The organism is Robertmurraya mangrovi, assembly GCF_034427655.1.
In the GTDB taxonomy this organism is placed as follows: Bacteria; Bacillota; Bacilli; order Bacillales; family Cytobacillaceae; genus Robertmurraya_A; species Robertmurraya_A mangrovi.
Genome location: NZ_JAXOFX010000017.1, coordinates 52,446 through 67,889, shown reverse-complemented (window position 1 = coordinate 67,889; position 15,444 = coordinate 52,446). Strand labels below are relative to the sequence as shown.

Below are 15,444 nucleotides of genomic sequence, written 5' to 3'. Positions count from 1 at the left end.
GTTCTCATGCTCGGTATTTTCTGGGGTGGCTTTTCATATATGGTTTATCGAACGTTAACGACTGAATATGAGGATTAATAGTGAAAGGCTGACATTTTTGATGTGTCAGCCTTTTATTTTTAGTTCTAATTTAATGAATTCTTCAATTTCTTACAAATATAATCCCCAACTTCTTCAGTCGTTGATTTTCCGCCTAAGTCCGGCGTTAAGATTTCCTTTTCTTGTAGAACATCTTCAATGGCAGTCATAATTGCCTCAGCTGAATCTTGTTCTCCCAGTTGCTCTAGCATCATACTCGTACACCAGATAGCAGCAATGGGGTTTGCAATCCCTTTACCTGCTATGTCAGGTGCAGAACCATGAACGGGTTCAAACATGGATGGATACCTCTTCTCAGGGTTGATATTGGCTGATGGAGCGATTCCAAGTCCGCCAACAATTGCAGCACCAAGGTCTGTTAAAATATCACCAAATAAGTTAGAAGCAACCACAACATCAAAGGTCTCTGGTTTGCTCACAAAGAAAGCCGCTAAAGCATCAATATGGACAATACTGCTTGTTACATCAGGATATTCCTTATTTATTTTGTGAACATATTCATCCCAAAATGGCATCGTGTGATTAATTCCGTTTGATTTTGTAGCTGCTGTGACATGCTTCTTCTTTCCTTTCGCTTGTGAAAGGTCAAAAGCATAGCGCAATACTCTTTCAACACCCTTTTTAGTGAAAACGCTATTTTGGATTGCCATGTCCATATCGGTTCCTTCATACATTCTTCCACCGATATTGGAGTACTCCCCTTCAACATTTTCACGGATCACGATTAAATCCAAATCCTCTGGAGTCTTTCCAGCAAGTGGCGACTGTATTCCTTTTAGAAGTTTAACTGGACGCAGGTTAATATATTGCTCAAATTGGCGTCTAATCGGTAGAAGTAATCCCCATAAAGAAACATGATCAGGAACACCAGGATATCCAACAGCACCTAAATAGATAGAATCAAAGTTCCTTAATCGCTCTAATCCATCATCAGGCATCATTTTTCCATGCTTGGCGTAGTACTCACAACTCCAATCATATTCTTCGTAGTTCAGAGTAAAACCACCATGCAAAGCACTAACCGTATCTAACACTTTTTTTCCTTCTCTAACGACATCTACCCCAATCCCATCTCCAGGGAGAAGAGCAATTGAATAATTTTTCATAAAAGTCTCCTATTCCAACATTTTAGACTTTAACAATTCAGGGTTTCCTATATAGTCCGGTTTTTCACCGTTTAAAGTCTTAATGACATTTTCCGCTACTGTAGTTGACATAATATAATTACACTCGACTGTCGTCCCTCCTACATGTGGTGTTACAATGACATTTGGTAGGGACAACAATGGTAAATCCTTTGCAGGTGGCTCTGGCTCAAATACATCAAGTCCTGCGCCAGCAAGGTAATGCTCTTTTAAAGCTAGATACAAATCCTCTTGATTGATGATTGCGCCTCTTGCTGTATTAATTAAATAGGCGCTTGGTTTCATCAATTTAAATAATTTGCTATCAATGCTTTTCCGTGTGTGTTCATTCAACGGAATATGAAGGGAAACAAAATCAGCATCGGAAAAAACTTCTTCCATGTTCGTGTTAATATGAATCCCTATTTCTTCTGCTATCCCATGTTTTTCAGGCTTGTATTCCCTTACCCAAGCCGTCACTTCCATCTCAAATCCAAGCTTTAGTCTTCTAGCTACTTCTTGAGCAATATTTCCAAAACCAATTAGGCCAACCTTTTTGCCTTTAAGTTCTCTAGATGGAATCGTATTTCTTGAATCATAATTTCCTTTTTTCATTTCTTCATGCATGGGAATAACATTTTTTGCAAGGGCCATGATGAGCATAATCGCATGCTCAGCTGTTGATACTTTATTAACAGACGGCGCATGAAGAACTAGAATTCCTTTTTTCGTCGCATATTCAACATCAATATTATCTAGCCCTACCCCTGCTCCAGAAATGACTTTAATATTAGGGTTGGCATCGATCACTTCTTTCGTAATTTTTGCTGGTGCTCTAAGGACGATTGCTTCTACTCCTTTTACACATTCACAAAGGTGGGGTATATCATAAAGATTCGTTTGAAATACTTCAGCCCCTTCTCTAAGTACCTTTTCCCCGTTAGGATGATACATAGGAAGGATTTGCAATACTTTCGGTTTGGTCATTTCTACTCCTCCCAAAAATTACACCCGTAGATTTTCAACAATCGTCGCAATGCCTTGGCCTCCGCCAATACATGCAGTCACTAAACCATATTTGCTTCCTCTACGTTCCATCTCGTGCATTAATTTTACCATTAAAATCGCCCCTGTACCTCCGATGGGATGTCCTAAAGCGATTGCACCGCCGTTTACATTAAGCTTCTTCTGATCAATTTCTAACTCTTTAACAACCGCTAGTGCCTGAGCAGCAAAGGCTTCGTTTAATTCTATTAAATCGATATCATTCAAAGTTAAACCAGCTAGTTTTAAAGCTTTGATTGTAGCAGGTACTGGGCCAATTCCCATAATTTCTGGGGACACTCCAGCAACCGCTTGTGAGACCACACGAAGGCGAGGAGACAACCCACGATTTTTCGCTTCATCTTCTGACATTAAAATTAAGGCCGCAGCCCCGTCGTTACGTCCACTTGAATTCCCTGCTGTTACACTTCCACCGTCTTTAAAAACAGGTCTTAGAGTAGCAAGCTTTTCTAAGCTTGTAAGACGTGGATGTTCGTCTGTATCGAAGCAAATTGTTTCTTTTTTCTTTTTTATCTCATATGGAAGAATTTCTTGTTTGAAGAGTCCTTTTTGAATAGCAGCAGCTGCTTTTACTTGGCTTTCATACGCAAATTGATCCTGTTCCAAGCGGCTAATATTATATTTTTCAGCCAGATTCTCTGCTGTTAAGCCCATAGTTAATTGACCGTACACTTCAATAGGTTGAGCTCTCGGCTGACTTTCTGTATTTGAATCAATAATTTCTGCATTCCCTGCACCATATCCGTATCTTGCCTTTCTTAAATAGTATGGAGCATTACTCATACTTTCAGCTCCGCCTGCTAATACGACCTCTGCTAACCCGCACATGATTTGTTGAGCTGCATTATTGAGCGCTTGTTGACCTGATCCACATTGGCGATGGACGGTATAGCCTGGAACTTCAATCGGGAGGTCTGCTCTTAAAGCAGCTACGCGGGCTAGGTTAGGAACGTCGGAGCTCTGTTTTGAATGTCCCCAAATGACTTCCTCAACATCCCTTCCCTCCACACCGCTGCGTACCAATACCTCACGCATTACTTTCTCTGATAAAAAATCAACATCTATATCTTTTAAAGCACCACCCATTTTCCCAATGGCGGTTCGCACACCTTCCACAATCACAACATTTCTCACGATTTTCACCTCGCAGATTACTTTTATAAAAACCCTCGTTTTAATTCTGCTGCAATAATATTCTTTTGAATTTGACTCGTTCCCTCATAGATTTTCGTGATTCTAGCATCACGATAAAAGCGTTCAATTGGATAATCACGCATATAGCCGATTCCACCATGAATTTGTACCGCTAAATCTGCCACTCGGTTATAAACTTCCGAGCCATATAACTTTGCCATCGCGGCTTCTTTCACCACTCTCATTCCTTTGTCAGACATCCAAGCCACACGGTAAGTCATGGAGCGAAGCAATTCAATTTCCATCGCCATGTCAGCCAGCATATGTTGAACAGCTTGTTGTTCAAAAATAGGCTTTTCAAATTGAATTCGTTGCATCGCATAATTCATACTCATCTCAAGTAACTTTTCACAAGACCCTAGGTTTCTAGCAGCAAGGCCCGCACGACCATTGGCTAAGATTTTAAGTGCATTTACATACCCTTTGCCCTCTTCTCCTAACACATTTTCAGCTGGAACCTCGCAATCTTCGAAAAATAACTCAGCTGAATGAGATCCTCTTAATCCCATTTTTCTTTCCACAGCCCCAACCTTGAAGCCAGGAAAATCTTTTTCAACAATAAAAGATGTGATCCCTTTAGCTCCTTTACTCGGGTCGGTTACAGCCATGACGGTAAAAACATGGCCACAAAGGGAGTTAGTTATATAGTGCTTAGAACCATTTAATATATATTTATCGCCTTTTCGAACAGCCTTCGTTTTCAAATTGGCTGCGTTAGAACCTGCGCTTGGTTCAGTAAGAGCAAAGGCCCCAATCCATTCACCTGTAGCCATTTTTGGTAAGTATTTTTCTTTTTGCTCCTGCGTACCAAGTTCAACAATCCCCACCGAACCGATCCCGGTATGGGCCCCAATCAGGGTGGTGTATCCGTTATGTGTTTTCCCTAATTCCTCGTAAATGGCGCATTTACCGACCATATCTAGACCTAATCCACCATACTCTTCTGGAATACTTAAACCAAATAACCCCATCTCTTTTGAGGCTTCTACAATATGCTCTGGAATTTCGTCGTTTTCCTCAATTTCCATTGCTACTTTTTCTACTTCCTCTTGTACAAAATCATGAACCGCCTTTTTTAATAGAAGAATATCTTCAGGTAAAGTAAAATCCACACTACTCACTCCTATTTCTCATTTTCCTTTAAAGTTTGGAGGTCGCTTTTCTAAAAAAGCATTCGTTCCTTCCTTTTTATCCTCAGAAGCTATTAAAATCGTTTGTGATAATTTCTCCAAATATAGAGCGGTCTCCATCTCAATATCAGCCCCTTTATTAACAGCTGCTTTTGCTAGTCTTAATGATAGGGGGCCTTTTAAACTTATTTTCCTTGCATATTCTTTCGCTGTAGCCAAAAGTTCATCAGAAGGAACGGCTCTACTAACTAGACAAAATCTTTCTGCTTCTTCGGCAGTCAACAAATCGCCTGTTAGGATGAGCTCCATTGCTTTTCCTTTTCCAATCACTCTGGTTAGTCGTTGGGTTCCACCTGCACCTGGCATAATACCTAGACCTACTTCTGGAAGCCCCACTTTTGCATTGAATGAAGCAATTCGTATGTCACATGCAAGAGCTAATTCAAGACCGCCACCAAGGGCGTATCCATTAATCGCGGCAATAGTTGGCTTATCATATTCTTCAATTTTTCGATAAGTAGCTGTCATGTTTGGTTGTAGGGCCTCAATCATTGTTCTTTTGTTTAACTGGGCAATATCAGCCCCAGCAGCAAAAGACTTTTCACCAGACCCTGTAAAAATAATGACTTTTACATCTGGATTCTCTCTCCAAGCCTCAAGAACATGCTCAATCTCTTTTAATGTGTCTAGGTTTAACGCATTTCTAAGCTCTGGACGATTAATCGTAATAAACCCTAGCGAATCTTCTATTTGCACAATAAGGTTTTTATAGTTCATGTTCTCCTCCATTCCCTAGTTATACGAGTAAATCATATCGTCAGAAACGATAAAATTGGCTTCGGTAAAGTGACGTACTTCCTCAAGGGAGCTGTCTTCCGCTACTTCCCGTAAGAAGAGCTCGCCTTGATTAATTGTAAATACCGCCTTTTCTGTTACAATCATTTCTGCCGTACGAATTCCACTAGTCGGATAATTTAGAGCTTCAACAATCTTAGGCTTTTGATTTTTGGTCAAATGAGTGATGGCTACAATAATCTTCTTCGCGCTAGCCACTAAGTCCATTGCTCCACCAACACCTAAAATGTCTTGACCAGGAACGGCCCAATTCGCTATTTCTCCTTTCCCACTTACTTGAAGAGCACCTAACACGGCTACATCAATATGCCCACCGCGTATCATGACAAAAGAGTCCGAACTTGAAAAAATAGACGAACCGACTCCAAGCGTAATAGGATGTTTACTTGCACTGATCAAGTCCATGTCTATTTCTTCCTTTGGAGGAGTCGGTCCCATCCCAAGTAGTCCATTCTCTGATTGTAAATAAACATTCTGTTCTGGATTAAGATAATTCTGAATTAATGTTGGGATACCTACCCCAAGGTTAACGACGGTATGAGGTTGTAATTCCCGTGCAATTCTTTTCGCTATTCTAATTTTATAAAAGCTCTCATCTCTATTTTTTTCGCTCAACATATTCACCTCCTACTTTTTCATAGCGATCATTCATAACAACCACATCTACATATGAATGAGGGGTCACAATATGTTCAGGATCTAAGCTTCCTACTTCAACGATTACATCCACTTCTGCTATCACGAGGTCTGCCGCCGTTGCCATTATCGGATTAAAATTACGGGCCGTTCGAGAATAGACTAAATTCCCTAAAGTATCTGCTTTAGCTGCTTTGATTAAGGCAACATTGCCTTTTAAACTTCGAATGAAAATATATCTTTCTCCATCAAATATTCTTTCTTCTTTGTCTTCAGCGAGCTTCGTACCGACCGCTGTTTTTGTATAAAAACCAGCAATACCCGCACCACCAGCACGAATAGCTTCTGCTAATGTACCTTGTGGAATCAGTTCAATTTCAAGCTCTCCCGCTTTCCAAGCCTTTACGGCATCTCGGTTCGAGGTAAAGTAAGATCCGGTTGCTTTTTTTATATGTTTAGAGATAAGTAGTTTCCCGAGCCCTTTACCTGCTTCTCCGAGATTGTTACTAATAATAGTTAAATTTTTAGCGTGATTAGATTCTGAAATGGTGTCAATTAACGTAAATGGTGTCCCACATAATCCGAATCCACCTACTAATAGCACATCACCTTCTCTAATCATTTCAACTGCTTCTTGGGCTGTTTTTAATTTTTCACATCTTAATTGTTGTTTCATACCCATTCCTCCGATCATGAGGAGTATTAATATTGATAAAACCCAGCTCCAGATTTACGACCCAAACGACCTGCCTTTACATATTTAATGAGCAGTGGACAAGGTCTGTATTTTTCCCCTAGCGTTTTATAAAGATATTCCATATTTCGAAGACGAGTATCTAAACCTACTAAATCAGCTAGTTCTAACGGTCCCATTGGATGATTCAGCCCTAGTTTCATGGCTTTATCAATATCGTGGGCAGAAGCAACACCCTCCATTAAGAGATTCATAGCTTCGTTTCCAATTAAGCAGTTCATACGACTCGTTACGAAACCTGGAAACTCATTGATTTCCACCGTTTCTTTACCTAATTTTTGACCAACAGCTTTAGCCATTTCAACCGTTTCATCTGATGTTTCTAAACCTCTAATTAATTCAATTAGCTTCATTTTGTGAACAGGATTAAAGAAGTGCATAGCGATACATTTTTCTGGACGAGAAGTTTGTGCAGCGATTTCTGTAGGACTCATGGTGGAAGTATTCGTGGCAAGGATTGTGTGTTTTGGGCAAAGCTCATCTAGCTTTTTGAAGATCTCTACTTTTAATTCCATTAATTCAAATACCGCTTCAATAACGATATCTGCTTCCTTTGCAGCTGTCTCCAATAGACTAGTATAGTGGATATTTTTAAGAGCATTCTCTACTTGTGCAAACGTCAGAAAACCTTTTTCCGCACTTTTCGTCATTTCTACTTCTATATATGTTTTTGCTTTTTCTAGATTCTCTTCTTGAATATCTTGAAGGTATACATTAAAACCACCTAAGGCTGCCACATAGGCAATCCCTCTACCCATGACTCCTGAACCGACTACCGTTAGATTTTTCATCGTACTTTCTCCTTTAATTACTAGTTTTTAATAAATTGCATCTTCAACAACAAGATCATTTTCAGCAAATCGTTCCACTCTTAAAGGTGTCATATCAATCGTATCGTATTTTCCTGTACGAATTAACTCAGATAATCCTTTACCTACTGCTGGTGCCTGCTGCATCCCATGACCGCTAAAGCCGAAAGCTACGTAATATCCTTTCATGTTAGGATATTCCCCTAAGATAGCGTTATGATCCTTTGTATTGAAGTCATATAATCCTGCCCAACCACGTTCGATTTTTGCATGTTCAAAGTTAGTTACTCGATTGGCAAGCACGGGCCAAATATGTTCAACAAAGGATGAACGCTTCCATTTAAAATCAATTTTCGGGTCAATTTCTTCCGCATAACCTGCAATGAATTTCTCTCCTTCATGGCGAAAGTAAACACCGGTAGGATCCATCGTTAACGGAAGGTACTTACTTAATGGTTTTTCAATATCAAATTGAAACACTTGTCTCGGTAGGGGAACGACTGGTAAAGGCAAACCAGCTTTCTCACTTAAAATAGAAGCCCATGCCCCTGCACAATTCACAACAATAGGAGCTGAGTAAGTCTGTCCGTTAATAAGTTTAATCCCTGTTATCTTCCCTCTTGCCGTAATTAAGCTCTCTACCTCATCGTAAACATACTCTGCACCGAGTTTTTTAGCATATTTGATGTAACCTTGCATAACAGAGTATGGATCTAAATATCCACTTTCTGAGCAATAAAGTCCTCCGGCTAAATCATTTATATTTAGTTCAGGTATCACTTCAAGCAGTTCATTGATTCCTAGTAGCTCGGAGTTAATACCGTTGTCATGTTGAAGTTTCAAGTGCTTTTCGAATCGGGGAATCATCTCTTCTGTAGCTAAGAACAAATAACCCCTTTGTTTAAAATCAATTTCAGCTTTTTCTTGATCAATAGTCATGGTCTCTGAAAAATTCTTATAAACTTGAAGACTATATTTACTTAGTTGAATATTAATGGCCGTTGTGTAAAGTTGCCTGATTCCTCCAACACTCCTTGGAGTTGAGGCAAACTCGTACAAACCATCTTTCTCAAATACAACAACCCTACCACTAAACCCATCATTCAAAAGATTATATGCAATACTAGATCCAATAACACCGCCACCAATAATGATCACATCAGCCTTGTTATTCACGTGTTTCACCCCATTAATACATAGACTCTATTATTATATGTACGAGTTATATATGAGATTTAGTATATCGATTGTGAACAAAGTGATTATTCTAGTAAAATAAACATCATGCCAGGCATTTTTGGTGCCTGGCACTTTAGCATGTTCTTAATAGAAGGAATTAATTTATATGATTTAGTAATTATCAATTTGCGCTCTTTGTAGCTTCCCACTATAGTCTATATAAATGGATTTCCACTCCGTATACACATCTAAGGATGCTACACCAGAATCTCGATGACCATTTCCAGTTCCTTTTGTTCCTCCAAATGGAAGATGAATTTCAGCACCTGTTGTCCCAGCATTTATATAGACTATTCCAGTATCTAAATCTCTCATAGCCTGGAAAGCTTTATTAACATCAGCTGTAAAAATAGCACTTGATAATCCAAACTCTACACTGTTGTTCACTTCAACGGCTTCTTCTAAACTTTTAACAGGAATGATAGAAGCGACTGGACCAAAGATTTCTTCCTGAGCAATACGCATATCTGGTGTTACATCTGTAAAAATGGTAGGAGCATAATAGTTACCAAACTCTAACCCTTCCTCCGTTACATAATGTCCGCCGGTTAACAGTTTAGCTCCCTCATCTTTTCCTATTTGCACAAACTCATGAATTCTTTCCAATGAAGAACGATTGATGACAGGTCCTACCTTAACCGTTTCATCTAGACCGTTCCCTAACTTTAGTTCGCCAATTCGATTTAGTAATTTTTGCTCTAATGCTTCTTTGACACTTTCATGTACGATAATTCTACTCGTGGCGGTACATCTTTGACCACTTGTTCCGAATGCTCCCCAAAGGATTCCGTCAACAGCCAAATCTAAATTAGCGTCCTCTAATACCGTTACGGCATTTTTTCCGCCCATCTCAAGAGAGGTTCTTTTTAAAAGAGCACCTGCACGACCGTTAATTTCTTTCCCGACTTCGTTTGAACCTGTAAAAGAAATGAGGTCAATATCCGGATGATCAACCATTGCATTTCCTACAACACTTCCTGAACCGTTCACTAGATTAATAAGACCTTTTGGTAAACCAGCTTCCTCATAAACTCGCACAAATTCATAGGCAACCATAGGAGTTTCCGTTGCTGGCTTCCAGACTACTGCATTTCCTGTTACAAGTGCAGGTAGTGATTTCCAAGAGGCGATCGCAATTGGGAAATTCCAAGGAGTAATTAAACCTGCTACACCTACTGGAACACGTACACTTAACGCAAATTTATTTCGAAGTTCTGAAGGTACAGTGTCTCCAAACATACGTCGACCTTCTCCAGCCATATAATAAGCCATATCAATCGCCTCTTGAACTTCTCCACGAGCTTCAGAAATGACTTTCCCCATCTCACTCGTTAAGATTTGTGCGATATGTTCTTTTCTTTCCTTTAATAAATAGGCTACTTTATATAAATAATCTGCCCGTTCTGGTGCAGGAACCAATCTCCATGATTTTTGAGCATTCTTTGCTGCTTGAACCGCTAAATCAACATCTTCCTTTGTCGATTGAATGACTTCTCCTAAAACTTCACCGTTTGCAGGGTTATATATAGGTGCAAACTTTTCAGAAGCAGACGAACACCATTCTCCGTTAATAAAATTTAAGTATCTTTTCATAGACGATTCCTCCTCTAAACGATTTCTAATTTTATATTTTTCTTGATTCTTTCAACAGCCTCATATAGCCTTTCACTAGGAACAGACAGAGAGACTCGGAAATACCCTTCCCCTGAAGGTCCAAAAGCACTTCCAGGAGTTAAAATGACCCCTGTTTGCTCTAACACATTTGTAACGAATTCAGCCGATGTAAATCCAGCTGGCACAGGAGCCCAAATGAAAAAACTCCCCTTTGGCGGTGTCACTTGAATACCAATTGATTTCAAACCAGCAAGCATCGCATTCATGCGTTCTTTATAAATGGCGTTATGTGTTTGGATGCAGCTTTGATCACTATTTAAGGCAAAAGCCGCCGCTTTTTGAATGGGTGTGAATTGTCCTGTATCTGTATTGCTTTTATAAGTTGAAAGCGCTTTAATTATTTCTCGATTTCCAACGATATAACCAATTCTCCAACCGGTCATATTATAGGTTTTTGAAAGAGATCCAAATTCAACAGCATACTTTTTTGCTCCATTTATTTGAAGGATGCTCGGGGCTTTATAGTCATCAAAAGTAACCATATTATAAGCAGAGTCATGTGCTATCGGAATGTTACGTGTCTTAGCAAACTGTATAGCCTTCTCAAAAAATGAAAGGTCTACTGTTGCAGAGGTCGGGTTACCAGGATAGTTTAAAAACATTAATTTAGACTGACGTAATATCTCTTCTGGAATTAAATCAAAGTCAGGCTCAAAATTATTTTCTTTTAATAAAGGCATATTGTGGTACTTCCCATTGGCTAGAAGAGTGGCCATTCGGTAAACAGGATAGCTTGGATCTGGTATTAAAACATATTCTCCAGGATCAACAAGAGTGGGAATGATGTGTGCAATTCCTTCTTTTGAGCCAATAAGAGCTAACACTTCTGTTTCAGGATCAAGGTTGACACCGTATTGTCTTTGATAAAAGTTCGCTACAGCTTGCCTGAATTCTGTGCATCCGATAAAACTTGGGTATTTAAAGTTACTCGGGTTGTTCATTTCTTCCACCAATTTTTCAACGATGTGTGGTGGTGTTGGAAGGTCAGGGTCTCCGATTCCTAAGTCAATAATATCTACTCCAGATTCCATCATTTTTGCTTTCTTTTTATTAATTTCAGCAAATAAATAGGGTGGGATTTGACCTACTCGATCCGATTGATATTTCACATACACACCCTCCTTGAGGTTATCAACTATATATTAAATTTATAATTTTTATCGGGATATAACTATGGTTGATGTGTACAAAAATAGGGGAGAAATATGAAGGAATTCCGTATGATTTTTACAAAGGGGCTTTTTTAATAAAATCTTTTTAGAGGTTCTTTATATGTGATTTGGTTTAACAAATGTTGATTTCCGCTCCTGGTGCTTGCTTTCCGGGGGGCGTTCGCCGAGCCTCCTCGTCGCAAGCTCCTGTGGGGTCTCGCCTGTAACGCTGCTCCCCCAGGAGTCAAGCACCATCCGCTCCAATCAACAGATGGACTATATTACTTTGTATAACAAAAAAAGCTGAAACCAAAGTGTAAACCTTTAGAATCAGCTTCTTATACCCATACTTATTTAATTTCTATAACAAAAGGATAAGCGGTTACTTTCCCGTTTTGTTTGAATTCTCCCCAGATTTTATATAGTCCTGGTTTTGTAAATTCTGTTTCGAAGATTGGTTTTTCGTGGTCTGCTGGGTGTACGTGGATGTATTCGTTTGCGTGTTCATCTAAGATTACGACGTGCCCCATAGCACCTAGGTAAGGTTCTAGCTCAATATCCCCCGTGTTGAATGTTAAAGTTACATGTTCATTTAAGCTAAATGAGCTAACGTTTAATTCAACTTTATTCCCGTCAATCGTTTTAACTAATTGGTCATCGGCCTTTAGTTCTCCGTGGCTATGACCATCTGGGTTACCGATTACAAATTCTGTTGGCTGAACGATATAGTTTAAGTTGGTTGGTTTTATATCAACGAAAGCTTTATAATTTCCGTCTTTTAAATCAACATCAACCTTGAATTGTCCCTCACCAATTTGTTCTGGATGTAAGTGATAATAATCTTCTAGAGTTTCATCCACGACAATTAAATGTAGAAGTTTTTCATGATTTACTTCTAATTCCGTTACTGGCTTACCTTCTTTATCCTCTAGATTAATAGATAATGTATTATTTTCCGCTGTTAAAGAAACAACGACATCGCTCTCTGTTGGTGCAGCCTCAGCATGTTCACTATGTTCAGTTGTGCCACCTTCTTCGTGACCATCCTCTTCATGTGATTCTTCGTCAGCATGTGATACTTCCTTGTTCGTTTCATGTTCTGCGCTCATATCATGGGAGTCAGTTTCTCCTGCCTTAGCAAAAAATGCATCGTATGTGAAATATCCACCAATAACAAGGGCTAAATATAAAATGGCTGAAAACATCCATTTCTTCATTCTATTTTCCTCCTTTACTGCAAAATGGTAGCGGACCATCAATCGTAGTAATGATCCGCTAATTCGGTTTGTTAGAGCCTTATAATTTTACTCTTTGTAGTCTTAATGCATTCAGTACAACGGATACTGAACTAAAGGCCATTGCTGCCCCAGCTAACCATGGTGCTAGGAATCCAAGAGCTGCAATTGGAATACCAAGAGTGTTATATCCAAATGCCCAGAATAAGTTTTGCTTAATATTTCTGATCGTTTTTTTACTCATAAAGATTGCATCTGCAATGCTATTTAAATCTCCACGAATTAAAGTAATATCAGCTGCTTCCATCGCTACATCTGTTCCCGTACCAATGGCCATTCCAATGTCAGCTGTTGCTAAAGCTGGAGCATCATTAATTCCATCACCAACCATGGCAACTTTCTTACCCTGCTGTTGAAGTCTTTTCACTTCTTCCGCTTTTCCTTCAGGTAAAACCTCTGCAACAACATGATCAATACCTGCTTCTTTCGCGATTGCTTCAGCTGTACGTTGGTTGTCACCAGTAATCATAACAACCTCAAGACCCATTTCCTTTAAACGTTTAATCGCTTGTTTAGATGTATCTTTAATCGTATCTGCTACAGCAACCATACCCGCATATTGATTATTGATTGCAATCAGCATCGCGGTTTTTCCGCTAGCTTCTAAGCTTTCCATTTTAGGAAGAGCATGATCGATGTTGATATTATTTTTTCTCATTAATTTTCTAGTTCCAGCTAGAACAACATTTCCATCCACTTTCGCTTGAATACCGAAACCTGGGATTGCTTCAAACTCTTCGACATTCGTTAGTTCGATGTTCTTTTCTTTAATTCCAGCTACAATTGCTTCTGCTAATGGATGTTCTGATTGCTTTTCAGATGTTCCAACTAAAGATAAGAATTGGTTTTCTTCCATTCCATTTTCTACGATTACATCTGTTAAAGTTGGTTTACCATTTGTTACTGTACCTGTTTTATCAAGTAAAATGGTTGTTAAACGGTGAGTCATTTCTAAATGTTCTCCGCCTTTAAACAGAATTCCAAACTCTGCAGCACGACCAGAACCAGCCATGATTGAGGTTGGAGTTGCTAAACCTAAAGCACATGGACAAGCGATAACTAAAACAGCGATTAATTTTTCTAAAGCTTCTGCAAAGTTACCTGGGTCTACCATGAAATACCAAACTAGGAAGGTAATAATCGCAATTCCTACAACAATCGGTACGAAAATACCAGAGATTTGGTCAGCCAAACGCTGAATAGGAGCTTTAGAACCTTGTGCTTCTTCTACTACTTTAATAATTTGGGCTAAAGCTGTATCACGACCCACTTTTGTTGCTTTCACTTTAATAAATCCATTTTTATTGATGGTCGCTCCGATTACAGAATCCCCAACTGTTTTATCAACTGGAATACTTTCTCCCGTTAACATAGACTCATCAAGAGCCGATCTTCCTTCAATAATTTCCCCATCAACAGGAACCTTTTCACCTGGTTTAATGTGAAGAATATCGCCGACTAGCACTTCTTCTAAAGGAACTTCTAGCTCCACACCATCTCTTACAATAGTAGCCGTTTTTGCTTGAAGTCCCATTAACTTCTTAATCGCTTCTGATGAACGCCCTTTTGCACGAACTTCGAAAAGTTTTCCTAAGATAATTAAAGTGATAAGTACAGCACTTGTTTCGAAGTATAGTGAAACCATATGTTCGTTTGATCCGATAGAAAGAATCGATAAATAGATACTGTAAAAATAAGCAGCGGATGTACCAAGAGCCACTAGTACGTCCATGTTTGCACTTTTATTGCGAAGGGCTTTATATGCACCAACATAAAACTGTTTACCTACAATAAATTGCACCGGAGTGGCTAATGCCAGTTGGACCCATGGGTTCATAAGCATTTCTGGTAAGTATATAAACGATGTAAAACTAAAGTGACTAACCATTGCCCATAATAACGGAACGGATAAGATAAGTGAGAAAATAAACTTCCCTTTTTGAGTTTCTAACTCACGAGCCTTAATATCCTCAATGTCCTCTTTTTTCTCATCTTTTAGTGATGCTTTGTATCCTAATTTCTCTACTCTACTAATCATATCTGATACATTTACTGAACTTGGATCATACTCAATAGTTGCTGTTTCTAAAGCTAAATTAACATTTGCTTTTGTAACACCTTCTAGCTTATTTAAACCCTTCTCAATACGAGTTGAACAAGCTGCACATGTCATTCCGATAATACCTAATTCAACCTTCTCGGAAACCACTTCGTATCCAAGGTTTTTGATTTTTTCTTTAAAATCGTTAATATTAGTGACAGTTGAATCGTATTTGATTGAAGTTCTTTCTAAAGCGAAGTTTACGCTTGCATCTTCTACACCATTTATTTTTTTTAGCCCTTTTTCAATCCTTGTTGCACAAGCGGCGCAAGTCATCCCAACGATTTGCAAATTGGCTTCTTTTAATGCTTCACTCAT

13 protein-coding genes are annotated in these 15,444 nt (G+C 39.0%); all 13 read right to left on the bottom strand.

Annotation, left to right across the window (positions count from 1 at the left end; translation table 11 throughout):
- Positions 1–125 precede the first annotated feature (125 nt).
- On the bottom strand, positions 126–1,205 hold the full coding sequence (locus SM124_RS19405) for a tartrate dehydrogenase (RefSeq protein ID WP_322448191.1): 1,080 nt from the start codon (positions 1,203–1,205) through the stop codon (positions 126–128).
- A 9-nt stretch (positions 1,206–1,214) separates the two neighbouring features.
- Positions 1,215–2,210, bottom strand: coding sequence for a hydroxyacid dehydrogenase (locus SM124_RS19400; RefSeq protein WP_322448190.1), 996 nt, complete (start codon positions 2,208–2,210; stop codon positions 1,215–1,217).
- 18 nt (positions 2,211–2,228) lie between these two features.
- Complete coding sequence (locus SM124_RS19395; protein ID WP_322448189.1) at positions 2,229–3,422, bottom strand: thiolase family protein; 1,194 nt, start codon at positions 3,420–3,422, stop codon at positions 2,229–2,231.
- 23 nt (positions 3,423–3,445) lie between these two features.
- On the bottom strand, positions 3,446–4,594 hold the full coding sequence (locus SM124_RS19390) for an acyl-CoA dehydrogenase family protein (protein ID WP_322448188.1): 1,149 nt from the start codon (positions 4,592–4,594) through the stop codon (positions 3,446–3,448).
- Between the two features lie 18 nt (positions 4,595–4,612).
- On the bottom strand, positions 4,613–5,389 hold the full coding sequence (locus SM124_RS19385; protein WP_322448187.1) for an enoyl-CoA hydratase/isomerase family protein: 777 nt from the start codon (positions 5,387–5,389) through the stop codon (positions 4,613–4,615).
- Positions 5,390–5,404: 15 nt separating this feature from the next.
- A complete protein-coding gene (locus SM124_RS19380; RefSeq protein WP_322448186.1) occupies positions 5,405–6,085 on the bottom strand; it encodes a 3-oxoacid CoA-transferase subunit B in 681 nt (226 codons plus the stop codon).
- Positions 6,066–6,779: a CoA transferase subunit A gene (locus SM124_RS19375; RefSeq protein ID WP_407691425.1), complete on the bottom strand. Its 714-nt coding sequence runs from the start codon at positions 6,777–6,779 to the stop codon at positions 6,066–6,068. The genes SM124_RS19380 and SM124_RS19375 overlap by 20 nt, the downstream gene beginning before the upstream one ends.
- Positions 6,780–6,805: 26 nt before the next feature.
- Complete coding sequence (locus SM124_RS19370; RefSeq protein ID WP_322448184.1) at positions 6,806–7,648, bottom strand: 3-hydroxyacyl-CoA dehydrogenase; 843 nt, start codon at positions 7,646–7,648, stop codon at positions 6,806–6,808.
- Between the two features lie 27 nt (positions 7,649–7,675).
- Positions 7,676–8,842, bottom strand: a complete 1,167-nt coding sequence (locus tag SM124_RS19365) for an NAD(P)/FAD-dependent oxidoreductase (protein WP_322448183.1) — start codon at positions 8,840–8,842, stop codon at positions 7,676–7,678.
- Positions 8,843–9,016: 174 nt separating this feature from the next.
- The gene (locus SM124_RS19360; RefSeq protein ID WP_322448182.1) at positions 9,017–10,498 is read right to left on the bottom strand and encodes an aldehyde dehydrogenase family protein; all 1,482 of its coding nucleotides are present in this window, start codon (positions 10,496–10,498) and stop codon (positions 9,017–9,019) included.
- Positions 10,499–10,512: 14 nt separating this feature from the next.
- A complete protein-coding gene (locus SM124_RS19355; RefSeq protein ID WP_322448181.1) occupies positions 10,513–11,688 on the bottom strand; it encodes an LL-diaminopimelate aminotransferase in 1,176 nt (391 codons plus the stop codon).
- 392 nt (positions 11,689–12,080) lie between these two features.
- Positions 12,081–12,947, bottom strand: a complete 867-nt coding sequence (locus SM124_RS19350) for a DUF8832 domain-containing protein (protein ID WP_322448180.1) — start codon at positions 12,945–12,947, stop codon at positions 12,081–12,083.
- A gap of 79 nt (positions 12,948–13,026) precedes the next feature.
- Entirely contained in the window at positions 13,027–15,444 is a 2,418-nt protein-coding gene (locus tag SM124_RS19345) for a heavy metal translocating P-type ATPase (protein ID WP_322448179.1), read from the bottom strand.